This is a genomic window from Paenibacillus sp. Soil750 (assembly GCF_001428045.1).
GTDB classification, from domain to species: Bacteria; Bacillota; Bacilli; order Paenibacillales; family NBRC-103111; genus Paenibacillus_E; species Paenibacillus_E allorhizoplanae.
This window is the reverse complement of record NZ_LMSD01000034.1, coordinates 355039-379449: the sequence shown is the minus strand read 5'-3', so window position 1 is coordinate 379449 and position 24411 is coordinate 355039. Positions and strand designations below refer to the sequence as shown.

The following is a 24411-nucleotide window of genomic DNA, read 5'->3' as shown; positions in this document are numbered from 1 at the left end:
AAGGTTCGATGCCAGACTTATTAATAACTTGAAAAGCTCCCGTTATTTCTTTTAAACTTAAAAATCTCATCAACAGCCTGACGATACCCACCTGATTCTCGAAAAGATTCCCTAATTTTTGCAACAGCAGTCAGAAATGAGGAGTCACTTAACACCTGATCTACAGCTTCCTTTAGTTGTTTAGCACTCAAAGTTAGCATTTGCAAAGTCACACCTGCGCCGATACTTTCGACTTGCTTAGCAATCATCGGTTGATCAGCGCTTTGCGGGATTACAAGGAGTGGAACTCCATAATAGAGGCCCTCATGCGTACTATTCATGCCACCATGTGTGATAAATAACTTCGTATGGGCAAGCAATTCGGTTTGTGGAACATAGGGTTTCACAGTAAAGTTAGTTGGAATTTCGCCTAAGTCAGATAATTGAACGTTATTCCCAATTGACATGACAACAGCATGTTCAGTATTCCCCAATGCCTCGATACAAAGTTTATAGAAATCAATGGATCGGTTAAACACGGTTCCCAATGCAATGTAAATTGGTTTTTCATTTCGAATTCCTGTATACGCGTTGCTTTCTGAGCTTAATCGTGTTGAGATCGATGGCCCTACGAATTGATAGGACTGGTTGAACGATTCACCATTCGGTTGAAACTCCCTAGTGGTATATACGATTGTGAGCGGTGCTGGATTACACAATACTTCATAAGGAGAATGGATTTCTATATCATATTTTTCCTTCACCATCATCGTCAGGTTTTGGTATTGCTCATAAATAGGTTTAACGATTTCAGAAGGGACATTATTTAAAAAATGTTCCAACTCTTGATCAATGGATTCTTTGGACCGCGCAAAAGACGTGCAAGAATTAATTGCTGGCAGTTTAAGCATCTGAGCAAGTAAACGTCCACAACCGAACATGGAATCATGAATGATATAGTCATATTTCTCATTTTTGATCTGTTCAAGCACGCTTGGTATAACAATATCTGCGGTGAGTAAAAGTCCGTTAATTCTCTCTAACAAGTAATTTCTTCCACCTGAGATGAAGGCTTTTATAAACTTTTGGTCGTCAAATGTTCGTACGGTAGCTCCCGTGTTCTCGATTCGCTCTCTAAATGTTTCTATGCAAAAGTACACGACCTCTTCACCACGGGAAATCAGCTCCTGTACGACTCCGATAGTGGGATTGATATGTCCCTCTGATCCAACGTTCATAAATAAAATGCGCGCCATATCTACCTCTCCTTATGCTAGATGAACAACTCGCTCTTCATAACCGTAACTGCTTGTCCTGACAGTAGAACTCTGTTTTCATGTAAACTAATTTTTAGTATACCGCCTCTAGCCGATGCCTGATACGCGTACATATCCGTTTTATTTAATTTCTTACCCCAATATGGTGCAAGTCCACAATGAGATGAGCCCGTTACGGGGTCTTCATTCACACCGACAGCTGGGAAAAAGCATCTTGAAACAAAGTCAAATTCTTGCGAGCGGCTTGTTACATTGATCCCTCTTGTTTGAATCGTCTGCAACAAAGAAAAATCAGGACTTAGACGCTTAATGATGTCTTCAGATTCAACCTCAATGAAATAATCCCATCTATTTCGTCCAACATATAAAGGAACAATTTGAAGAGCATCCACCAATTCGGATGGATATTCACACGCAATCACAGGTTCTGATGGAAAATTAAGTTGAATCCAAGCATCATGCTTTATTGCCGTTAAGAGTCCACTTCTGGTAAAGAAACTAGCTCGTTGGTTCAGTGGTAAAATCCCTGTTGCCCACAACATGTGCGCGCTTGCCAATGTAGCATGACCGCATAAATCCACCTCAGAAATAGGTGTGAACCATCTAAGTGAATATCCGTCTTGCTGAGGAAACAAAAAAGCTGTTTCTGACAGATTCATTTCTGAAGCAATTCGTTGCATCAACTCATCATCCAGAGGTTCAGCAGTTATACAAACAGCAGCAGGATTTCCATTGAATACTTGATCCGTGAAAGCATCCACAACATAGATTGTTAATGTCATGATAATCCCCCCCTATTTTCATCGATATTTTTTAAAAAAATCTAATCTAAACTTCGGTTAGTCTCTGCTCAGCAAAGCCCATCCGGCACATCGAATATTGAAAACTCGATTGCTGTATTTTATCAGATAAATCCCACAAATTTGCCAGAAGTCGGACTTCTATGTTTCTTTTAAAAAGCTCATCAAAGAGATTTTGAATTTCGAATCGTCGGATGGGAACCTGTGATTTCTCGCTCACATAGTAACCCGCTCCAAGATCTCGCTCATAGAAATCTGACGAATCAAATTCATAGACATATAACGTTGTGTTCTTCATGATTTCAAACCATTTATGCTCAATCGCTACGACGTGACTCATTGCTTGTGAAGACAAATAGTTCTTTTTATCTTCCTCCGTAGTTGCCTCATTGGCATAAAAAGTAACTCTCGGACAATTACGAGGCGTTAGAAAATTGGGGAAACATTTCTCATTAATCGCCCATACTAATCCTTTGGTTGGGTCCAGATCTTTTCTTGAAGGAAGTCTAGGGTTGAAAATAGAAATATCCTTTTCTTCACTTACGTGAAACAATTTCATCTTGCTCCCCCTTTTCATCCTGGGCTAAGCTAACTTTTCTGCCGCATCGACGGTGTGTTTCAACAAGGTAGCGATTGTGACAGGCCCAACTCCTGCAGGAACAGGCGTAATTGCTGATGCTCGATCCTTACAGGCCTCATAATCAACATCCCCAATGTTGCCTTCGTTATACCCCGCATCCAACACGACGGCCCCTCGTTTAATCCAATCCCCTTGCACAAATTTCGGTTTCCCAACTGCCGCTACCACAATATCAGCTAACCGCACCATCTCTTCTAAGTTCGCAGTCTTTGAATGGCATGTCGTTACTGTCGCATTCCGATTGAGTAACATCATGGAAACTGGTTTCCCGAGAATGGGGCTTCGCCCTATGACAACAGCGTGCTTGCCTTCCATTGAAATGTGATAATAATCCATAATTGCAAGTATCGACGTCGGTGTACAAGAAGGGAAATCGGCGAAGCCGAAAGCATTTTGAGCAAATCCAAGCGTCGTTACACCATCTACATCTTTCTCGATACCAATCGCTTCGAATGCAGCCCTTTCATCAATATGATGAGGTACCGGGTGTTGTAACAAAATCCCATGGACACTAGGGTCAACATTCAGTTTCTGAATTTCAGCAATCAAATCTGCTGTCGAGGTATGCTCGGGAAGTTCAATACGAATCGACCTGATACCAAGTCGTTTACATGCATTTCCTTTCATTTTCACATAAGTAGCTGATGATGGATCACCACCGACCAAAATCGTAGCCAAGCAAGGAATGATTCCCTTCCCGGCTAATCGATTAATTCTACCTTTCAGTGCCTCTTTCATGTCTGTTGCCACTCGATTACCATCCAAGATTACGGTTTCCGCGGTCATCTTATCATTCCTCTCAAGTTAGGATCAAACATAAAGAGGTAAGGGGATTTCCCCTTACCTCTTGCCCAGGCGTACGGCCGTTATCGATGTGCTCCCTCATGGTTCCCCATGTTCCGCCAGTCACACAACGTTTATTCATACTTTTATTTTAGCAATGAATGCCATCTATTTCAATTCCTTTGTACGAAAATCATTATAAGGTTGCAGGTGACATAAAGAAGGAATACCACATATTCGTCATGAAAACATCAAGAACGACGAAGTAAAACATCTCAAGTCCAACATTCCGTTCGGACAAGCCTTTTTTCCATAAGCGTGTTAACCCATACGAAATCGCAGCAAACAGAAGTAGTAAAATCAAGCTAACCCAAACCGATTGCAAGAAATCCGGCATCACCTGCAGCGCAATCGGTTTACGGTAATCGCCAATAAATAACGCCTTTACCACGAGGTACATCGCCATAGATATGCCAAAGTGCCGCTTCGCAAACTCATCATAGTGATATTGCCAAAAAACACTGATCACGATTAAATAAAGGCCAGGCAATAGGATCCATTTTAAGCTAATTAGTGCCGTGAGTACGCCAATCCCCCAAAACAACGGCAAATTCCCAGCAGCTTGCTGATAGTCCTCTGCATGAATGCTGTTCATTCGCTCCACATAAGGAAGCTGATCTGTGGTGTAATAAACATGATACGTATCAGCGTTAACGGCGTCCAGCCATATGACTAGTGAACTCCCTTTGTTCCAAGCAAAAATCGGATATACGGCAAAACCACCGAATTGGCTGATCCGCGCAGCATTCAACATTTTGCCATCCTTAAAGCCAATCTTGTACACCTCTTGACTCGTTTGACGCCTATTTTTCTCATAAACTGACGATGCGACAAGCGTTACTTCACCAGAAGTTGACTGCGTAAATGTTGGATGCAAAATTGTATCGGAATCGTTCCCCTTGGTGACCGGTAGGTTAATAACCTCATCTTGTATCCTATTGGGTTGATTCTCTGGGAAAGTGAGCATATGTAAGGTGCTCTTACCTGATTTGCGTGAGCTCGTTGTATACGCAGTAATAAATGTAGAACCATCTACGCCTAGCGCCATATCATCTAAGCTGCTCGTTGCATAATCTACGTCCTTCAGCTTGAACTGCACAAGTGGCTTCCATGATGCCTCTGCAAGCTTCGCGTAGTGAAAGGATTCATTGCCGTCTTTACTAACGGCGTAAACAAGAGATAGGCTGCCCCCAGAGGTATCCCATACACCATGAACTTGCTTCACATTCGCTATATCAAGTGTAGTCCAGGTAAGCTTGGCATTCGGATGAAATTCGCTGACATAAAGCGATGAATCATTGTACGCTAGCATAACGCTATTCCCCTTGGGGCCAACGACAGTTTGCACACGAACGATCTCGTTCTCCATGAGTGCGTTCTTCGAACTCCAAGAACCACTCTTCCATTCACTTTCATACAATTTATTGCCGTCCCCGATCCATATAACATGATCTTTATCTACCATCTTGTAGGCTCGGACAACGCCAACATCTGGTAAAGGACGACTCTCCGTACGATGACGTCCCTCTTCATCAATCGTAACGAATTGTAGTGTTTTTCCGGATAAATAGGTGAAACTACCCTCACCAATCATTTGTACAGGTTCACCATAGGTTGCCAACTGTGGTAATTCCGTTGCACGGCCGAATGGTTCTGGATATGGCTTCACATTTTCATTAGCTAACATGAAAGACTGAATGATTCCGATGATGACCATGACTGCTAGAAAAGGGACATAGGTAAGTAGCTTCCATCTTGCTTTCTTCACTTCTTATTTCCTCCAAACCTTATTTGAAAAATAAATAATGATGCATATTTAATTTGCCAATGTTCAATAAATGCTCATGACAATGATATCATTGATTCCATTATGCTTCACTAAAAAAATTAGAGCGGTACGATCAATGATTCATCAAGGACCGACCGCTCATTAATTGTAACCAAACACGAATTCTCAATCCGCTATTTCAAAAATAGAATCCACAATAATCGGCAGGTTATCTCTAAGAGAAACAGCGCCGAAGACAGATCGAGCAGACTTCCCCTTTTCGCCGAACACATCCAGCATCAGATCCGAACAGCCATTTAGCACCAAATGATGCTCTTCAAATTCAGGAACAGCATTCACGAATCCTTGCAGTTTGACAACTTGTTTAACATGCTCCAGAGAACCTAGTGCAGCTTGCAGAACAGCAAGAATCTCGATACCAGTTAATCTAGCAAATTGATAACCCTCTTGTGTTGTGTATTCCTTTCCCAATTTACCTTTTGGACTGCCAGATGGACCCTTGCCAGATACATACAGTAAACCGTTCACTTTCACATAATTCACATATTTCGCTGCGGGTTCACTTGCCTTAGGCAGTGTTATTCCTAGTGCTTCTAATCTTTGAGCAATGGTATGTTCCGGCACAGTAAAATCCCCCTCAATGAATCTATTCTTCTGACCTCTTTATGGTCCAGAACTCATGCTTTTTATGTGATATTCACCGTTTACGACTTGAAGCGTAACATAGCGGACAAGGTTTGTGATCCAACCATCTTCGGTTCTTTCACCTCCGCCAGCAATAATGAATTCTAGGGAAGCCGGTAATACATCATATGTAACAATAAAGTAGGTATCTTCCTCATTTTTTAAAATCTGAATGTCATCATGAATTTTATAATCTAATATTCTTTTGCTCGCAGAGACCGAAGAAGCCATGTCCTTTTCTAATTCAGTACCAAACAGTTTGATAGCGAATGGCTTCAAGTCATCCTGTTGCTGGATACTCACATCGTTGGTCAGATCATGATGTACAGCATAAGCAGCGCAACCCGTCATACAACTAACACAACTAAGTAAGATTAGCATTAACAACCATTTCATAGCATCGCCTCATCTAATGAATTTTTCGTTGTTTACATACAACATACTAGGTTTACAAATAACCCAGTTTTTAACATCTTACATCAATAGACGATGGCAATACAAATAAGTTGCAATTAACCTCCCATTATTTACAAGCATTCATCGTATTCCTTAAAATGACAGGCCCTAACTTCCCAGTTTTGCTATTCGATAAACGAACCTCCATCGCACTATTCGTTAAATCAGCCGTTATATCGTCAATCCTTCCAGCCCAAGTCGGACTACTTTCTTCCGGAGTAGGGAAAAGTTTGAAACGCCAGCTGATCTCATTTGGTATAAAAGCAAAGCCTTCAAACCCATCATAATCTCCCGCTGCAGATGGCACTGGTAAATGATTCGCATGGATGCTAATACTTGTTCGTGGAAAGCTTGGTGTTAGCTTCACTTTGTAAACAAGTGCTGCCCCTTTGGCATTTGCTTGATCCGCAACGACAGATTCAAGAACGGCACTACATGGCATAGGTACTTCAGCATCGCTTTGAACAGGTTGAACCAAGACACTCCCAACCATCAACACAACCACCATCATCTTCTTCATAAGATCCCTCCGAAACAGATTTGGTGGTTATTTTTCCCATTTTTTTCAAATCCTATGATGATTTTTAAAAAAGCCACCTCGCGGCGGCTAAAATAATTCTTGCTGAAACTATCGTTGAATCACTTGTTCGCGTCTAGGTCCAACAGAAACCGTTGAAATTTTCACGCCGATTGCAGATTCAACGAAATGAATGTAGGCCTTAGCCTCATCAGGAAGGTCTTCCATGCGTTTTACCTGTGAGATATCACATTTCCAACCTGGTAATCGCGACAATACAGGCTTAGCCGAATCCATCAACGCATTGACTGGAAAGCGATCAACAATTGTACCATCCGCCAATTCATAGCCGACACAGACTGGAATTTCATCCAAGTAGCCTAACACATCCAGATTTGTTAAAACGACACTTGTCGCTCCCTGGATCATGCAGCCATACTTGGTTGCAACTACATCGAACCACCCCATGCGTCTAGGACGCTTCGTGTTTACGCCATATTCACCGGCATCGCCTCCGCGACGACGTAACTCCTCTGCTTCGCTGCCCGCAAGTTCAGAGACGAAGGGGCCTGCTCCAACGCAGCTCGAATAGGCTTTGACAATCGCGATGACCTGTGAGATAGATCTAGCTGGCAGCCCAGCTCCTACTGGTGCAAAACCAGCAAGGGTTGAAGACGATGTTGAATACGGATAAATCCCATGGTCCGGGTCACGTAGAGCACCGAGCTGTCCTTCCACCACTATGAGCTCTCCCCTTGCATCGGCATTTTGAAGCAGTGTGGTTGTGTCACACACATAGGGAGCTATTCGCTCAGCCTGGCTCAACAGCTGGTTCAACAGTTCATCCGTTTGGATGGCTGCATGACCATATAAATGTTGGAGTAATACATTTTTCGCTGTGAGCAAATGCTCGAGTCGTTCCTTCAACCGAGTTTTATTAAATAAATCAGCAACCTGAATCCCGAGCTTCGCGTATTTATCCGCGTAAAAAGGTGCAATCCCACGCTTCGTTGATCCATAGCTGCGTGCACCCAGACGCTCTTCTTCGAGTTCGTCGAAAAGTCGATGGACAGACAAAACGACTTGTGCCCGCTCCGAGATGAACAACTTCGGCTTAGGTACACCTCTTGCTGCAAGTTCTTCTAGTTCACTAAGCACGATATCGATGTCAAGAGCCGTACCCGGCCCTATCACATTCGTCACATGGGAATAAAACACACCGGAAGGCAGCATCCGCAACGCAAATTTACCGTAATCATTAATGATCGTATGACCTGCATTGCTCCCTCCTTGGTATCGAACAACATAAGATGATTGCGCCGCTAGGACATCCGTCATCTTCCCTTTACCTTCGTCTCCCCAATTCGCCCCAACTATCGCAGTTACAGTCACATCGAACGCCTCCTACACTTGTTTTACCTGACAAAGCTTATTATAATTGTCCCAATGACATTAGAATAATTGATATAAGTTATACCAGATATAAAGTGAGGTAATGTTTGATGGATGTTAATTTGGAGTGGTACCGTGTCTTTTATTGGACAACCCAAACGGGAAGTTTATCGAAAGCCGCCGAAGTACTGCATATCACACAACCCGCAGTGAGTCATACGATTAAGCAGTTGGAAGCGGCTCTTGGTGGTCAACTCTTTTTTCGTACGGCCAAAGGTGTCACGCTAACTGTTGAAGGTGACGTGTTATTTCGTTATGTCGAGCAGGCTTTTCAATCTATGAAAATTGGCGAAAAAGCCATCGCAGACATGCATAGTTTACATAGCGGGGAGATTAATATTGGGGCGAGCGATACGTTGTGCAAGTATTATCTTTTGCCGTATCTAGAGGCATTTCATGAACAGTTTCCAGGCGTGAGAATCCGAGTTACGAACCGTACAACACCTGAAACCATCACACTTCTTAAGGAGGGGAAAATCGACTTTGGTATTGTAAGCCTCCCCGCTTCCGACAAACAAATCGACTTTCGCGAAAGTACGGCTATTCAAGACTGCCTTGTCGGCGGAAAACCCTATGCGCATCTAGCAGGAAGTCCGTTATCCCTTGAAGATTTACACAAATACCCCCTTTTATTATTGGAAAATGGGGCTAGCACGCGGCGCTATATCGATGACTTCGCCACCTCTGAAGGCGTATCTCTCACACCTGAGTTCGAACTGGGCAGCATTGATCTCCTTGTACAGTTCGCCAAACGAGGCTTCGGACTTGCATTCGTCATCGGCAATTATGTAGCTGAGGAACTCGCTGCTGGCGATTTGTTCGAAATACCTCTTGCTTCTCCACCTCCTGCGCGTCAAATTGGGACTGCCACACTTCGGGGAGTTCCCCTGTCGGCGGCTTCGAAGTCATTTCTGACGATGCTGCCTTGATTGCTCCAGATTGTCCTTTCTCATGGCAAATAAATGGATTTCATGAAGTTAATTTCATCCATTCCTTGCGAAATTCACATATAACTGGATTTCATGCAGCTATTTCGCCATGATTCCCTGGGAATCGTCAATTATGGAAAAATTACCTGTACTAAATCCATCTAATGAGCTCATTTCCCTAATTTCGCTGAAATTAACGAGGTGTTTTCCATTTATTAATAATTGAGCTTGAGAGTCGCCTATTCTCATAAAAGTCCTCCCCTTCGCTTCCGAATAACATCCCCTAACTTCTGTACCGGTACACTGAATAAGATGAGAACAGCTGCAAGGCCCTCCAGCCAAGACAGCCGCTCTCCCAACAAAATCATGATAAAAACCAGTGTTACAAATGGGGCAAAGAAAGTAAAGCTCGCGATTAATGAGGCTGACGAGTACTTCAATGCCCTGAAGTACAGGAAGAAACCGAAAACGATATTACTCAGACATAGCCATACAACTCCATAGAAGTCCATCAACTGAAGCATCTTTCCATGTGAATAGACCAGCATCCCCGCAATGGACAATAGCCAGGCTATGAAGGTCATTACAAAGGTACTTACTAGCATGTCTTTCTTATTTTTCTTCACAAGATTCGTAAACAATCCCCAGCACACGGCTGCAAGAATTGCTAATACATCGCCTCTCAGGTTAGTAAAACTGAAATTGTTGACGTTTCCCTTCGTGATCAGTAGGATTGTCCCCGCAAATCCCATGATGATGGAGAGGATTTTGTATGTATTCAACCTCTCCTTATGGATGGGAATAGCAAAGACAACGATGAAAATAGGAAATAAATAATTTAACATGGACGCTTCAACGGCTGGGATGAGCTCTAATGATTTTAGATAGAGAAAGTCGTATAAGAACGTACAAACTCCGCAGGCAAGCACCAGTAACCACTCCGAAATTCTCCATACCTTGAATGGCTTTCCCCACGCTTTGATAACTAAAATACCTGCAAATATGACCACACCTAGGCCGTACATATAAAATAAAACCTGATAGCTATCCAATCGATTTAATACCAGTTTGCTAACTGCTGCAACCGAACCCCAGATCAACAACAAGATGGGCATGAGGACATAAGGATTCTGAGTCACATTTAATTTCTTTTCATCTTTTATCAAAATAGCTTGCTCCTCAAGAATCTAAATTTCCCTTAGAAACTCTAATCTTACTTGATTAGAAAAGGAGAATTCAAGCGAACAAGCATTTTACTTTTAAGGTGCAAGAACCTGCACATCATCAAAATAAAGCTGCCAATATAACCTGAGCAATACCAAACCTAGTTGTCCTTATATGGGGCACTGGATTACGTATACAGAAAAACCTATTTCACGGAAGTATATGTTTTTCAGATCACCATATGCCTAACGAAAATTATAATATGGCGTTCATATTCCATTGACATTCCCCGAATACTCCCCTGCTACGCTGAAGCTAAACTTGGAACTACAGGAGGGATTCATATGCGTCTCGCGTTGTTTACCGACACTTTTGTTCCTCAAATGAACGGCGTTGCACTCACACTAGGACGTTTAACCGATTATTTGAATCGAAGGGGCATCGAGCATCTCGTTTTTTCACCTAAAAGCACGGCTGATATGGTCTATTCGGATCCCATTCGACCTGTAACGAGCATCCCTTTTTTTCTGTACCCCGAATGTCGTCTTGCTTTACCAAACCTGGCTGCTATCCGTACAGAACTTGATCGCTTTCAGCCTGATTTGCTCCACTTAGCAACCCCTTTTAACCTTGGATTATGTGGTCTGCACTACGCTCGCAAACACCGCATCTCACATGTGGCCTCTTATCATACCCACTTCGATCGCTATTTGACTTATTACCATATGAAGGCTGCAATCCCACTCTATTGGAGTTATATGAAATGGTTTCACCAGTCCTGTGATGCGACCTTCGCTCCCTCTCGAGATACCTTAGACACCCTGCAAGAACAAGGCATGGATCGCTTACTGCTGTGGACGAGAGGCGTAGACTGCTCCTTATATACACCAGAGAAGAAGAGTATGGACGTTCGCGAACGATATGGAATTACAGCTCCATACCTCCTTCTGTATGTAGGTCGCATCGCTCCTGAGAAAGATATAGATACCCTATCCGCGATTATGAAACTGTTGCCAGATTCCGTGAAATCGCGTGTACACTGGCTCATTGTCGGAGACGGTCCACAGCTCCAAGAACTGCGTGAGCAAGCCCCTTCGAATGTCACATTTGCTGGTTATAAAAGTGGCGAAGAGCTCGCTCAGATTTATGCTTCAGCAGATCTTTTCGTCTTTCCTTCAAGTACGGAAACGTTTGGGAATGTCGTTCAAGAGGCGATGGCATCGGGGCTTCCCGTTGTTGCTGCCAATAGCGGTGGCGTCCTAGAAATGGTGAGTTCCGGGGAAAATGGTATGTTATGTACGCCACGTCAGCCGCAATCTTTTGTTCAAGAAATTACCTCTTTAGTAGATGACAGTGACCGCTTGACGAAGTTTCGTTTGGAAGCCAGGGAATTCGCTCTCGGTCGCTCGTGGGACGCTATCTTTGATCAATTGCTTCATGATTATGAAATGATCATTGATTTTCGACGTATCGGTAAGAAATCTGGTTTCTATTCGGCTTGAAGGAGGACTTCACATGCGATTAACGATTATTGGAACAGGTTATGTCGGATTAGTAGCCGCAGTTTGCTTCGCCAAGTTAGGTCATTTCGTCACAGCGGTCGATCGGGAACATGTCATCCAAGACCTTCGTAAGAATAAATTAGCCATTTGGGAGCCTGATCTGCAGGAAATGCTTGAAACATGCCATACAGAAGGCCGTTTGTCCTTTGACACCAATATAGCAAACGCATCCAAGGGTGCTGATGCACTTATGATTGCTGTTGGTACCCCAACTGGCGTGAATGGTCAGACCGATTTTAGTCAAGTTGAGGATGTGATTGCTCAATTGAAGCATGCTGGTGGCGTCTGCCCTCCGTTTATCATTATGAAAAGTACCGTTCCCGTGGGTACCTGCGATGAGCTAGAGGCTAATTTACTTCATGCAGGTCTCCAAACGGAAGTCGTGTTTAACCCCGAATTTCTTCGTCAGGGCAGTGCGATTAACGACTTTATGAACCCCGATCGCATCGTTTTCGGTTGCCGTTCGCATCTAGCCAAAGCTGCACTTCACCAACTATACAAAGGGATCAATGCACCGATTCAAGTCTGTGATCGACGCAGTGCTGAGCTGATTAAATATGCCTCCAATGCCTTCTTAGCGATGAAGATTTCATTTGCCAATATGATCGCTGACGTTTGTGAAGGATATGGGGCAGATAATCGCCAGGTTATGCAAGGTGTAGGCGCGGATCGACGCATCGGTCCTCATTTTTTGCGAGAAGGCATAGGTTATGGTGGATCCTGCTTTTCAAAAGATTTGCAATCTCTGCTGGCTTCCGGTAAAGCCATTGGCCGCTCGCTGCCCTTACTCGAAGCAACAGCTCAAATCAACGACGAACGAATTCCGCAGTTGTTGGAGAAACTGATTTCACTCTGGGGAAATCCACGTGGAAAGCGACTAGGCGTGCTTGGTATTTCCTTTAAACCGAATACGAATGATATGCGTGATGCGCCATTTCTCACTTTGCTACGACTATGTTACCTGTACGGGATTGAGGTGCAAACCTTTGATCCGGTCGTCCAACCAACCTCAATTGAGAAAGTGTTCCAGATGGACACAGCTTATGAGGCAGCTGCTGGTGCTGATGCGATCATCATCATGACGGAATGGCCGCAATTCGCTGAATTGGATTGGTTACTTATGGTTCAACTCATGCATCAGCCAATCTTACTTGATGGACGCAATGTCTTGTCCGATGAGACTATTTCAAGGTTAATGATGGTGGATAACATGATCTATATCCCGGTGGGGAGAGCGATGGAACGAGCTAGGCATGACATTTTATCCAAATTATAATAAATAAAAACTCGGCAACCTCGGACTAGAAATAAGTCCTTGATTGCCGGTTTTATTTACTTCCTACCACCTGTTTATCATTAGAGTTATGGTAGCCTAGGAATGCTTATCTGTAAATCTTAGGAATCAAACGTATTCAGTTTCTCTTTTAAAAATCGGAACAACTGTGCACTCGCATAACTTAATGGAGTCGATTGGTAGATAAATCCCGTCAACATATCGATGGATGTACCATTCACTGGAAGTACCTTTGTCCCACTAGGCATTGGGTCTAGTACAATCTCAGGCACGAGTGCAAAGCCAAATCCATTTTTCACATAGCTTTTCAAAGCAGTCATGCTGCCAATCTCCATCGTTTCTATCCCCACATGCCCTAACTCTTGAAGTATCATTTCTAATTTTTTGCGATATGGACACGTTGCTGATGTTATCAAAAGTCGATGTCCTAGGAATTGACTTGGGACAAGTTCCACATTCTGACTTAGTGGATGATCTTCAGGTATTAAAGCTACAAATTTCTCCGCGAACAGCGGTTGAAAAAAAAGATCAGTTCCTATTTCTGGTGCCGAACAGCACGCGAAGTCGATATTTCCTTGCAGCAATGACTCGACCAAGACTGGTGTGCTAGCAATTTCAAGCGAAACACGGATTCGCGGATATATTGTCATGAACTCTTTTAACAACTGCGGTAATCGATAACTGGCCGTTGGCTCTGTCAACCCGATTCGTACGTTCCCTACTTCTCCCGATTGCAGATCCGATAAATTTGTTTGCAACCTCTCCATGCGCTTAACAATCTCCAAACTTTCTTCGTAAAATAATCGACCTGCTTCCGTTAATCTGATTTTCTTGCCGCGTTCTAGGAGTTGAATACCTAAATCGATTTCTAACTTTTGAATTTGCATCGTCACAGTAGATTGGGCATAGTTCATTTCCACTGCCGCTTGATGAAAACTACCATGTTTCACGATCATATGTAGAGTTTTTAGCGTTTTAATATCCATTCTGTACTCCATTCGATAAATTCAATTTATTTGAATCAACACTTCAATATCTTCAATTATACAGAATTCTAATTAAGTTTTAAAATTTATATATAGCAATCAAGGAGGAGATTTGTATGCAGCTAGCCAATAAAGTCGCACTCGTTACAGGGGGAGGTACTGGCATCGGCAGAGCAGTAAGCTTCGCACTAGCAAAGCGTGGGGTTGCGGTCGCAGTGAACTACTCACGCTCAAAGGAGGATGCGGAGGAAACAGCTCGAAGGATTATTGAAGAAGGTGGTCGTGCGACTGCCATACAAGCTGATGTTTCCAATAACAACGAAGTCATTGAGATGGTACGATCTATTGAACATCTTTTGGGAACTGTAGATTTATTAGTCAATAATGCAAGTATGACACATCATATTCCCCTTCCTGATCTTGATGCTGTAACCGAGGACATCTGGGATGAATTATTCGACGTGAATGTGAAAGGGATGTTTTACTGTGCAAGGGCCGTAGCGCCAATAATGAAAACAAACGGACAAGGGGCGATCGTCAATGTGGGAAGTATTGCGGGATTAACGGGAGTTGGTTCTTCTCTTCCCTATGCCATATCGAAATCGGCTGTCCATGGCTTGACCAAATCTTTGGCACGAGCGCTAGCACCACATATTAGGGTGAACTGTGTCGCACCAGGAGCAGTTGCTACTCGTTGGTGGGCTGGAAGAGAAGATCAGATGCAGAAACTAGCTCCTAACCTGCTGCTCCAGCAAATTTCAACGCCTGAAGACATCGCTCAGTTTATTTGTGCGGCACTGGAACAGGAAGCCATGACCGGACAAATCATCACCGTTGATAGTGGTCAGACGTTGTAATCACTGTAATCAAACAACGTTCTCAGTCAGATTGACGAGAACGTTGTTTGATGTATCTATTCACTTACACCTTGAAGCCAAATGGTCGATCTGTTTCTTGACCTCCAACCAATTCATAGCTCGGTATACATAGTCATTCGCAATGCTCAGATTATACGGCTGATCAAATAAAATGACAGGCTTCTGAGCCGCAGCTAACTCCTCTGCATAGTGTGGAGCATCATCAATCAGAACATCAACTCCATAGTGCATGCAAGCTTGAAGCTTATCTTCAACCAACAAAATGTGATGATAGTCAATCTGATATTTCTCAAGCCATGCCATTGTGACATTCTGAAATTGCTGTGGCCTAGCCGTCACGATCGTAATCTGATGTTGTTTGAATAATTCTTGTAATACCTCTACAGCCATAGGAAAAGGTACTGAGTTCCAATGTATGTCATGTCCGAAGCTATCGTAGACTTCATCACGTTTCGTTTTATCCCATCCATATAATCGATATAAATAAAAATCATCGACATCCTCATGGGTTAGTTCCAACCCAGAAACTTTATTGTAACAATGTAAATAAGCTGAAGTAGCATCCAGTACAGTGTTGTCCAAATCTATGCCAATATGCATCGCGATTCATATCCCCTCTTACAATTCTAAGCAGGTGTTACACCCCTATGTTGATTGAGTTCAAGCAATATGTTCCGTGCAACAGTATCTGGCTCCGCTAAATGACCTTCTTCACTTTGTTTTCTAAAAAAGCTCGATAACTCGAAATCGCTTTCTCGCGCTATTTGTTGCATACCCGTATTCATCATGCCAGGGTCTATTGTCAGCATATGAACTGGATTCGGTTCTTCCTTTTGTTCCATGGCCACACATTTCGTGAACATATTCAGCGCAGCTTTCGTCGAGCAGTATGTGCTCATGCTGCTTGCTGGATACTGGCCTGAGCCAGATGAAATGTTAATAATCGAGCGTTTAGCAGCCCATTTGGCAGTTTCCTTTATAAAGCATGAAGTAAGTAGTATAGGGGCCGTAAGATTCAGTTGAATGGACGACACAATTTCATCTGACGAACATGCTTCTATCGGTTTAATTGGAGTTACAGTTGCCGCATTATTAATTAGGGTTATCGTTTCAACTTTGGATGAATCCATCGATTCAATGATCTCCCGCAAGGTAGCTTCTATACGCTCAACCTGAGTGAGGTCTGCAGCTATGAACGCATAGTTCGCATTTAAATCCTGTGCAAGCTGTTGAATCTCATTATTCATCGTCCGTGAGATGCACAACACAAGCGTTACCTCCGACAACAACAGCCGTGAGAGTGCTGCTCCTAACCCATTTGAAGCTCCAGTAATGATGTAGACGTGTTTACTCATAACCTGCATCCCCCTTCATAGCGATAATTCCAATAGTTACCAATGCCTCTCCAATGCTTCCTCGCTTCGAGCGAACTCATTTCTTTCATAAAAATTAACACTATTCGTACTCGGCCATAAAATTAGAAACTCGACCCCATGTTCTTTCGACCATTGTTCCATAGCTTGATGAATCTTGGTTCCTAATCCCTTACTTCTATAACTTGGCCTTGTATACACATTCGTTACATAGCCAAAGTAAGGATCTGGCGTTTTGCCTGGTCTGGGAACTTTATGAATCAACTGCAGATACATATGCGAGACGATCTCGCCATCCACTTCTGCAACCCAAATTTTCCAGTCGCTCCCGCTAAGCGCGTTAACTAAAAACGCTCTACAAATCAATTGAAACTCCTCAAAGTTTGTACCGCTCTTATTGTCTTCCTCTGAGAAATCCCATCGCATTTGTACGAGTTTATCCCTATCATCCCATGTAGCCAAACGAATCATTTCCATTTTGTAGCCTCGCATTCTCGTTTATCCCAGTTAATTCGCTGATCGGCGACAACTTTCCTTTTTTCACCAATAATTGTTAGACGAAAATGAACCGGGAAATAGTCAGGACTTAGATAAGTTTATCGAAAAAATTAAAAAAGCATCAAACAATAAGAAGAAAGAAGCAAATGAGTAAAAATAAACCGTCATCTTGTCAGTGAATGGCAGGTTAAGTCTTTTAACAATAATCCTTGACGCAAAAAGAAAGACCACCGCGAAATTCCGCGGCAGCCTCAATCTCACATTCAATGTCTACAAACTAATTTTGAAAACAGCAATCTCTGGCGAGCAAGCAAAGCGAATCGGTAACAACCGTGAGGTTCCCAGACCTCGATTAATATAGAAATGCTTTCGCTTATCGATATGTTTGAGCCCAACATGATAGTTTTTATACGCACCAATCGTATGTCCAAACAGCCTAACCTGACCCCCATGCGTGTGCCCGACGAGCAATAAATCAAATGGAATGTGCTGCTGTAGGGAAGTTTCTATAATACTCGGAGAATGAGCTAACATGATGACCACGTCAAAGCTTTGTAGATCTTCAACACGCATAGTCAGCCGTTCTTTGCCATATAAAGAATTATCGAAACCGTAAATTAACCACTTCTTATCTCCGATGTCGATTTGAAATTCTCGATTAGATAATACACTAATACGGGCGTCTTGAATGGTTCTAAGAATCGCCTCGTAGTCTTGATCTGAGTTCAATTGGAATCGGGATTGGACTAACCCATAACGTTCATGATTACCTGGTACAAAAAATAAATGCTCACACTTTATTTGACGAATTTCTTTCAGAACTTTGTCCAATTGCTCTTTGGTAGATGCTAAATCACCTGTGATCATCACAAGATCTGGGTTAACGTGATTCACCATTTTACTCAAGGAGCCATTAATGAAATGAGTCTGACCATGCAAATCAGAAATTTGCACAACTGTGACATTCTTGCTAGCTGGGTCGCCCAGCTGAATATGTGAAAACTTCACCCACAAGGTACTATATCCAATAAATAGCACTGCAAGCACAAGTATGATAACGATACTGATACTGATAATCACACCGCTAACCTCCCTTCATGAAGGACATTCCTGCCAAAAGCGCGGTCCATCTATGTCTATTTCAATCATCAGAGTTGGCTTGTAAGAGTTACTGCAGCCGCGCCATGTTATCGTTCCAGAATTTCCGGTAAAAGGCAAGTCTTATCATTATGAGTTCCAAAAAGGAACGCTGTCAAGTTGCCCTACAAGGGAAAAGCCAGCTGCGGCAGCAACTGGCTCTCATTCAAGACTTTATAAACACAGTTTTGATTTCCGTGTAGAACTCAATGGCGGCTTGCCCTTGCTCCCGGGAGCCAGAGCTCGACATTTTCATACCGCCGAATGGGGCTTGCAGCTCCACACCCGCGCTTTCGGCATTGATACGCACAAGGCCTGCATCCATATCGTGCATGAAGGTTAGCATTTTCGAGAAATCTTTCGTGAAAATTGACGCGCTAAGTCCGAATTTCACATCATTCGCAATATGAATAGCTTCCTCGAAGGAATCTATTTTAATTAAAGCAAGAACAGGACCGAAAATTTCTTCCTGCGCGATGGTCATCGAACTTGTAATATGTTCAAAAACCGTAGGCGCAATGAAATAGCCTGAATCTAGAGCCTCATCTTGCACTTTACCGCCGCCACAGAGCAAGGTCCCACCCTCTTCGATCCCTTTGGCAATATAAGCTAGCACCGTATGATATTGCTTCTCACTTGCACAAGGCCCCATCCAAGTAGATGCCTCCATACCATTTCCAACACGGATTTCCTTAATACGTTGAAGCAACTTCATTTTAAAAACATCATAAACATCACTTTGGATGATTACACGGCTAGTAGCGGTGCATTTCTGCCCCGTTGAACGTAAGCCACCACTCACTGTTGCCTCAACAGCGAGGTCCAGATCTGCATCGTTGACCACGATAATCGGGTTTTTACCGCCCATTTCCAACTGATACTTCGCACCCTTCGCGAGTGCGCTTTGACCAACCATTTTCCCAATACGATCCGATCCTGTAAAGGTAATTCCGTGGATGTCTGGATGATCTGCGATAGCTTGACCAATCACATCTCCTTGACCCGTCACCATATTGACAACACCTGCTGGAATTCCCGCTTCTTCGAAGCATTCCATGACTAGGGCTGCTGTTACTGCCGTTTCCTGAGCAGGCTTGAACACAATCGTATTACCGAAGATTAAAGCGGGAGCGATTTTCCAAATCGGAATAGCTACAGGGAAATTCCACGGTGTAATCACACCAACAACGCCTAAGGGAACACGTGTAGTAAACATTAAAGCTTCACTGTCCGTAGATGGAATCACATCACCTGTCTTCCGCATGCCCTCTCCAGAATAGTAGCGTAGAATCGCGATGCCCCTTGCCGTTTCACCTTTGGCTTCAGGGAACGTTTTCCCCATTTCACGCGTCATCATTTCAGCAATTTTATCCAATCGCCGCTCAAGCTTATCTGCGACTTTGTACAAGTAATCTCCACGCGCTGAACCTGATAACTTACGCCAACCTAACTTCGCTGCTTTCGCTGCAACAACAGCTTCATTCACATCAACAATGGACGATTTCTGAACATAGCCCACGATCTCATGTCGGTTCGCTGGGTTTATACTTCCCTCCACCTCGCCACTAGAAGACGCAACCCACGCTCCGTTGATATAGTTCAGATATGTTTTCAATTCACCCATGTTAATCTCTCCCGCCTCTAAACTCCGTTAATGCCGCCAATAGAGCTTTTACATAGCCAATCGCATAGGCCCAGCCGACCCAATTCATCTTGGTTTCTGCACTTCGATGCGGTGCTCGATCCATTTCGAGCGAGGTAATGTGATCTGGATTTATACATCCGTTATAACCAACCTTATGAAGCTCCAGCAGTATTTTCGCCATATTCATATGTCCATCATCCAGCATAGCCTCTTCAAACGCACCAGCCGTTGCCAGACTACCCCGTACATTGCGGAAATGCACAAGAAATATTTTATCTTTGCGTCCATACTGGTAAATTTCATCAAGAACAAGCGGCGTTCCACCAGCTTCTCCACGTGAGCCTACACAATAGACGAGACCAACATTTCTGCTAGGGAAGCTATCAATGACGCGATTCAAACCAAGTCCGCCGAAAGGCGTATTATGATATGGTGTGTCGGATGGATGCACGGCTAATTTCATCTCATACTCTTCCGCGAGTGGAACCAGTTTCCCGAACACTAAATCAAAGCGCTTCCACCAAGCATTCAATTGCTCCACCGTGGGAGGTTGTTTGTCCAGATTGCGTTTCAATGACTCCCCGCGAACTAGTGCGCCTCCTCGATGTACGGCTGTATATTCCTCAGCCATATAAGGAAATACATCCCCTGCAAAACGCTGACGAACGAGCGTGATCCCAGCTTCGCCGAAGGTTTTGATCGCGTTGCTGACGTTCTCTAATTGGATCTCCGAGCCTGGTTCCTCTAACATGAAGCTAGCCGACATATCTGGAAGCGTCACCCGATTTATTTCCATCCCATGGGAACGAACTCTCCGTTTTAATTGTAAAAGTTTATCAAGATCCGGAAATCCCTGCTCACGAACACCTGGGAAAGAACCTCCTTGTGTAAAATCAATACAATCAACCCCGAGCTGACACATTTGTCTCAAATCGCTATCCGATAATTCACATGTTGGAACTTGAATGGATACCTTCATCATGATATTTTCCTCCTACCCGTTATTGGCGATCGCGACCAGGTCTAAACTTCGTTTAATAATGGACTCCAACTGTACATAATGCTCACGTTCTACTTGAACTAGCGGAGTTCGAACTTCGAGACCAACTGGCAATCCAACAATGTTCATGCCCGCTTTAATTAACGAAACGGCATACCCTTTGCGCAATTGACGAATCCGATGGATGGGCAAAATGACTTCTTGATAAATGGAACTTACCGTTGCCCGATCTCCAGAAAGTAAACTTGTATAGAAGGTTCTCGAAACCTGCGGGATGTAATTGGAAATCGCGGATGAATATGATAGATAGCCTAGTGCGGAATATGCTGGCATCGTTAGTTCAGCAAGCGGCATCCCATTCATCCATTGTAACCTTGAACCGAGCGATTGTACGAATTCAATATTTAGTTCAAAATTGCCTAATCCATCCTTGAATCCAATGACGTTAGGTAAATTAGCCAGTTTTTCTAATGTGACTAAGGTAAAAATCGCGTTATCACGCTGATAGATAATGACAGGTAAACTTGTGCTCTGTGCCAGCGTCCGATAGTAGTTAAACAAGCCTTCTTGCTCGGGGATGATCAAATAAGGCGGGAGCAACAATAAACCGTCAGCACCAAGCTTTTCTGCAAGTTGAACGCGTTCCACCGCTTCTCGAACATTCCCTCCTGCCCCTGCGAATATAGGCACTTTGCCAGCAACCGTCGCTACGCCAACAGTGACTACGCGCTCATATTCTTTGATATCCAAGGATTGATATTCTCCTGAACCTGCGCAAACAAAGACGGAATCCAAGCCATTTTCAACTAAAAAGTTAATATTAGCTTGTAAAGCTTTCTCATCTACTTGCTCCTGAAGATCAAATGGTGTAACCGGAAACCCCATGATGCCTGCGAGTGAAATGTTAACCTGATTGCCCACTTCTAACAGCTCCTTTTCAACTTCTTACGTGTCTATGAAAGTAAGTATAGAAAATGGAGGCGTTTTCGTCTTTGTAAAAACATGCCGCTTTTTTTCAAAAAATCCATGCTATAATGATCATCAGTCTACTTGAAAGGAGCCCTCATGCGTGTTGAATCCATCCATTTACTCGCGTAGTAACTTGTATCTCAACCAAAATCTGGTTCAGCTGCAAGGTGCCTCCGCCTCCATATTCGTTCATTACTGGGGTGCGAAACCGCAGCATAAGGGCAATCGTCCGCATACACATTCCTTTTTTGAAATTTGCTACGTCGTTGAAGGTGAAGGCCACTACTATCACAATGGTATCACCTATCCGCTTCGGCCTGGCACCCTGTATTGCTCGAAGCCCGAAAGTCGACATTCTATCCAAAGTGATGAAGGCATGCTGTTGTTGTTTTTTGCATTAGAACCGATCGCATCCGAATCGAGTGAGGCTTTTATGCAGGATTTTAGTCAGCTAAGCGCATATCCGCATCTCTTCATACCCAATGCTGAGGGTACAGCTCCGGTGCTCATTTGGCAGGCACTGCTCATCCAAGCTTCGGAGACGGGTGATCGCTATAAGGAAACGATTGTACAATTAGCATATACGTTGGTCATCAGCTGTATCTCCTTGTTTCTACAGCATTGCCGCTCTGGTGATACGGCTTCGTCTGCTTTGGATATGGAGCTGCAAGGCACGCTTAAGAAGGTCAAAGCCTATATTCAGGATCATCTTTCTCATAAAATGGCACTTAGTGACGTGGCGCAAAGCCTCCACTTGTCTGAACGCCAGCTCTCTCGTCTGATCTCGGATGAATTGGGCCAAACCTTTCCTTCTATTGTGAAAACGGAAAGGATCAAACGAGCAGCCTATCTGCTTGGCTACACAGACATCCCATTGAAACAAATCGCCGAAGATACCGGCTTTGAAAGCATCCATTACTTCACACAGGTATTTACCAGAGAAATGGGAACGCCACCCAGTCATTTCCGTAAAAACTGTTTGAATTCCGAAACCGTCGATGCTTGGATTCATAAATATCTCGCGCAAGTCGCTACGCGTTATCAGAAGAATAGGCTGGTGCCGACGAGTGAGGGGAGTAACGCTGAGTAATAGGATGTTTGTCCCTCAACATCACCTCTGCTTTTACTTCTTCTACCCCACCCTTTACCTGTATATCTAGTTCAACCTCAACGTCCAACTCGCAATGCACCCTCCTCAAAAATCAAAATAACTGGAAATTTTTCCAGTTATTTTCTAGTAAATCGCCGACTTCTGGCGAATAACTGGAAAAACTCCAGCTATTTTCACCAATCTGCTCGTTTTCCGCTAGATTGGTGAAGTTTAACTGGAGTTTTTCCATCTAATTGGGAAATATTAATATTTCCGTAGAAATTAGCTGTATTTTTTACATCTATTCGCAAAATTCGGCGCATGTACGCCTCTATACCTACAAGGACATCATCAGATCCTACACTTCCATCGCCGTATTTCGAAGCACCATATGGATATGATCCTCCCAGACACCATGAATTTTCAAATACTTGAGCGCCAGGCCTTCCTCATAAAAGCCTAGCTTCTGAACGACCTTCATGGAAGCCTGATTGCGCGGCATAATATTCGCTTCGATCCGATGAAGTTGCATCTCTTCGAACGCATATGCAATAACCGCTTCGATGCCTTCTGTCATCAGCCCCCGATTCAGCAGCGCGCCATCCATCCGATAGCCCAAATGACACGATTGGAATGCGCCGCGCACGATATTACTGAGCGCAATAGAGCCAATGATTCGTTCTTCGTACAGCATCCATACTTTGAAAAGCTGCCCGTCCTCGAACAGCTTCACTTCTTTCTCCAACAATTCTGCGTGAAACTCTACAGTGAAAAACGACTCGTCCCGCACCATTTCCCATGGTTCGAGAAACTCGCGATTGCGACGAAAGTAATCAACGACCAACTCACTGGATGTTGCGTCTAGTTGAACAAGTGACATGCGATTTGTCTTACGTATGACTTTCATATAAGTGCTCCTTACTAAGCGAAGTCTAGGAGATATGTGCGTAGGGAGCCTTGTCAGAAACCAGATTCAAGCGGATGCCATGTTCCAGATACGCTTTCAATCCACATAAAACGATCGTAAATCCTTCGGTTGAATTTAGCGCTTGTTTAACTTTTTCATCCGGACTGCCCTGGAAACCCGAGTCTGTGATGGTCACGAAAGTTTCGTTATCTGCTTGAGCAGTAAAGGTCCATTCGACCGATGTGCCCCAATCCAGCAAAATCCGCTTGTTTACCTCGATTTCTTTGACATTGACCTCCGCGGTCGCCCCGTACATTGCCCAATGCCATTGCACGTGTGATCCAGCCTCTAATCTGCCAGTGCCATGAGTAAACCAAAATCTCGACGTAATCTCAGGATCGATAATTGCTTCAAACACTTCCTGAACTGGTTTTCGAATCAGCATTTCTACTTTTACCCTCGGATCTTGAAGAAACTCAGCCATCTTCCATGCCTCCATAACTTACCTGTTTTTCACTATCATAGCATAGGAGGATGACCAA

25 protein-coding genes and 1 riboswitch are annotated in these 24411 nt (G+C 43.6%); of the genes, 5 read left to right on the top strand and 20 right to left on the bottom strand.

What is annotated here, in order from left to right; translation table 11 throughout:
- Positions 1-20: 20 nt before the first annotated feature.
- The 9 genes from ASL11_RS26360 to ASL11_RS26320 form a co-directional block, all read right to left on the bottom strand.
- Positions 21-1235 carry a macrolide family glycosyltransferase gene (locus ASL11_RS26360; protein WP_056621455.1) on the bottom strand — a complete coding sequence of 405 codons (1215 nt, stop codon included), beginning with the start codon at positions 1233-1235 and terminating at the stop codon, positions 21-23.
- A gap of 17 nt (positions 1236-1252) precedes the next feature.
- On the bottom strand, positions 1253-2038 hold the full coding sequence (locus tag ASL11_RS26355) for a PhzF family phenazine biosynthesis protein (RefSeq protein WP_056621452.1): 786 nt from the start codon (positions 2036-2038) through the stop codon (positions 1253-1255).
- Positions 2039-2084: 46 nt separating this feature from the next.
- On the bottom strand, positions 2085-2615 hold the full coding sequence (locus tag ASL11_RS26350; protein ID WP_056621450.1) for a DUF6886 family protein: 531 nt from the start codon (positions 2613-2615) through the stop codon (positions 2085-2087).
- A 24-nt stretch (positions 2616-2639) separates the two neighbouring features.
- Positions 2640-3482, bottom strand: coding sequence for a bifunctional 5,10-methylenetetrahydrofolate dehydrogenase/5,10-methenyltetrahydrofolate cyclohydrolase (locus ASL11_RS26345; RefSeq protein ID WP_056621448.1), 843 nt, complete (start codon positions 3480-3482; stop codon positions 2640-2642).
- Positions 3483-3538: 56 nt separating this feature from the next.
- Positions 3539-3616, bottom strand: a riboswitch (ZMP/ZTP riboswitch).
- Positions 3617-3675: 59 nt separating this feature from the next.
- Positions 3676-5307 carry a hypothetical protein gene (locus ASL11_RS26340; protein ID WP_056621446.1) on the bottom strand — a complete coding sequence of 544 codons (1632 nt, stop codon included), beginning with the start codon at positions 5305-5307 and terminating at the stop codon, positions 3676-3678.
- 186 nt (positions 5308-5493) lie between these two features.
- On the bottom strand, positions 5494-5952 hold the full coding sequence (locus tag ASL11_RS26335; protein ID WP_056621444.1) for a RidA family protein: 459 nt from the start codon (positions 5950-5952) through the stop codon (positions 5494-5496).
- 39 nt (positions 5953-5991) lie between these two features.
- On the bottom strand, positions 5992-6408 hold the full coding sequence (locus ASL11_RS26330) for a hypothetical protein (RefSeq protein WP_056621440.1): 417 nt from the start codon (positions 6406-6408) through the stop codon (positions 5992-5994).
- 127 nt (positions 6409-6535) lie between these two features.
- Entirely contained in the window at positions 6536-6988 is a 453-nt protein-coding gene (locus tag ASL11_RS26325) for a hypothetical protein (RefSeq protein ID WP_056621438.1), read from the bottom strand.
- A gap of 108 nt (positions 6989-7096) precedes the next feature.
- Positions 7097-8377 carry an adenylosuccinate synthase gene (locus ASL11_RS26320; RefSeq protein WP_056621436.1) on the bottom strand — a complete coding sequence of 427 codons (1281 nt, stop codon included), beginning with the start codon at positions 8375-8377 and terminating at the stop codon, positions 7097-7099.
- Positions 8378-8487: 110 nt separating this feature from the next.
- Between ASL11_RS26320 and ASL11_RS26315 the strand changes: the two genes are divergently transcribed.
- Positions 8488-9366 carry a LysR family transcriptional regulator gene (locus ASL11_RS26315; RefSeq protein ID WP_056621435.1) on the top strand — a complete coding sequence of 293 codons (879 nt, stop codon included), beginning with the start codon at positions 8488-8490 and terminating at the stop codon, positions 9364-9366.
- A gap of 245 nt (positions 9367-9611) precedes the next feature.
- Here ASL11_RS26315 and ASL11_RS26310 read toward each other — a convergent pair whose 3' ends face one another.
- A complete protein-coding gene (locus ASL11_RS26310) occupies positions 9612-10532 on the bottom strand; it encodes a DMT family transporter (RefSeq protein ID WP_235550584.1) in 921 nt (306 codons plus the stop codon).
- A gap of 342 nt (positions 10533-10874) precedes the next feature.
- Here ASL11_RS26310 and ASL11_RS26305 point away from each other — a divergent pair, with 342 nt between their 5' ends.
- A complete protein-coding gene (locus ASL11_RS26305; protein ID WP_056621433.1) occupies positions 10875-12032 on the top strand; it encodes a glycosyltransferase family 4 protein in 1158 nt (385 codons plus the stop codon).
- Between the two features lie 13 nt (positions 12033-12045).
- On the top strand, positions 12046-13368 hold the full coding sequence (locus tag ASL11_RS26300) for a UDP-glucose dehydrogenase family protein (protein WP_056621431.1): 1323 nt from the start codon (positions 12046-12048) through the stop codon (positions 13366-13368).
- 119 nt (positions 13369-13487) lie between these two features.
- On the opposite strand, the gene ASL11_RS26295 is transcribed toward ASL11_RS26300, so the two are convergent.
- Positions 13488-14372 carry a LysR family transcriptional regulator gene (locus ASL11_RS26295; RefSeq protein ID WP_056621429.1) on the bottom strand — a complete coding sequence of 295 codons (885 nt, stop codon included), beginning with the start codon at positions 14370-14372 and terminating at the stop codon, positions 13488-13490.
- 116 nt (positions 14373-14488) lie between these two features.
- Between ASL11_RS26295 and ASL11_RS26290 the strand changes: the two genes are divergently transcribed.
- Positions 14489-15229 carry an SDR family NAD(P)-dependent oxidoreductase gene (locus ASL11_RS26290; RefSeq protein WP_056621427.1) on the top strand — a complete coding sequence of 247 codons (741 nt, stop codon included), beginning with the start codon at positions 14489-14491 and terminating at the stop codon, positions 15227-15229.
- Between the two features lie 60 nt (positions 15230-15289).
- Here the strand turns inward: ASL11_RS26290 and ASL11_RS26285 are convergent, their stop codons facing one another.
- The 7 genes from ASL11_RS26285 to kdgD all read right to left on the bottom strand — a co-directional run bounded on the left by ASL11_RS26285 (position 15290) and on the right by kdgD (position 21824).
- Positions 15290-15850, bottom strand: coding sequence for a 5' nucleotidase, NT5C type (locus tag ASL11_RS26285; protein ID WP_056621425.1), 561 nt, complete (start codon positions 15848-15850; stop codon positions 15290-15292).
- Between the two features lie 26 nt (positions 15851-15876).
- Entirely contained in the window at positions 15877-16605 is a 729-nt protein-coding gene (locus ASL11_RS26280) for a (S)-benzoin forming benzil reductase (protein WP_056621422.1), read from the bottom strand.
- 36 nt (positions 16606-16641) lie between these two features.
- Positions 16642-17100 (bottom strand): GNAT family N-acetyltransferase, encoded by a 459-nt coding sequence (locus ASL11_RS26275; RefSeq protein WP_056621420.1) that lies wholly within the window; start codon positions 17098-17100, stop codon positions 16642-16644.
- A 291-nt stretch (positions 17101-17391) separates the two neighbouring features.
- Positions 17392-18201 carry a metallophosphoesterase gene (locus tag ASL11_RS26270; RefSeq protein ID WP_056621418.1) on the bottom strand — a complete coding sequence of 270 codons (810 nt, stop codon included), beginning with the start codon at positions 18199-18201 and terminating at the stop codon, positions 17392-17394.
- 223 nt (positions 18202-18424) lie between these two features.
- Positions 18425-19882, bottom strand: a complete 1458-nt coding sequence (gene gucD / locus ASL11_RS26265) for an alpha-ketoglutaric semialdehyde dehydrogenase GucD (protein ID WP_056621416.1) — start codon at positions 19880-19882, stop codon at positions 18425-18427.
- A 1-nt stretch (position 19883) separates the two neighbouring features.
- The gene (locus ASL11_RS26260) at positions 19884-20885 is read right to left on the bottom strand and encodes a mannonate dehydratase (RefSeq protein WP_056621414.1); all 1002 of its coding nucleotides are present in this window, start codon (positions 20883-20885) and stop codon (positions 19884-19886) included.
- A gap of 12 nt (positions 20886-20897) precedes the next feature.
- A complete protein-coding gene (kdgD, locus tag ASL11_RS26255) occupies positions 20898-21824 on the bottom strand; it encodes a 5-dehydro-4-deoxyglucarate dehydratase (protein ID WP_268796238.1) in 927 nt (308 codons plus the stop codon).
- Positions 21825-21972: 148 nt separating this feature from the next.
- Here kdgD and ASL11_RS26250 point away from each other — a divergent pair, with 148 nt between their 5' ends.
- Positions 21973-22962 (top strand): AraC family transcriptional regulator, encoded by a 990-nt coding sequence (locus tag ASL11_RS26250; RefSeq protein WP_056621413.1) that lies wholly within the window; start codon positions 21973-21975, stop codon positions 22960-22962.
- A 358-nt stretch (positions 22963-23320) separates the two neighbouring features.
- Here ASL11_RS26250 and ASL11_RS26245 read toward each other — a convergent pair whose 3' ends face one another.
- Together ASL11_RS26245 and ASL11_RS26240 are read right to left on the bottom strand one after the other, a co-directional pair.
- Positions 23321-23869, bottom strand: a complete 549-nt coding sequence (locus ASL11_RS26245; protein WP_056621411.1) for a GNAT family N-acetyltransferase — start codon at positions 23867-23869, stop codon at positions 23321-23323.
- A gap of 25 nt (positions 23870-23894) precedes the next feature.
- Positions 23895-24353: an SRPBCC family protein gene (locus ASL11_RS26240; RefSeq protein WP_056621410.1), complete on the bottom strand. Its 459-nt coding sequence runs from the start codon at positions 24351-24353 to the stop codon at positions 23895-23897.
- Positions 24354-24411 lie beyond the last annotated feature (58 nt).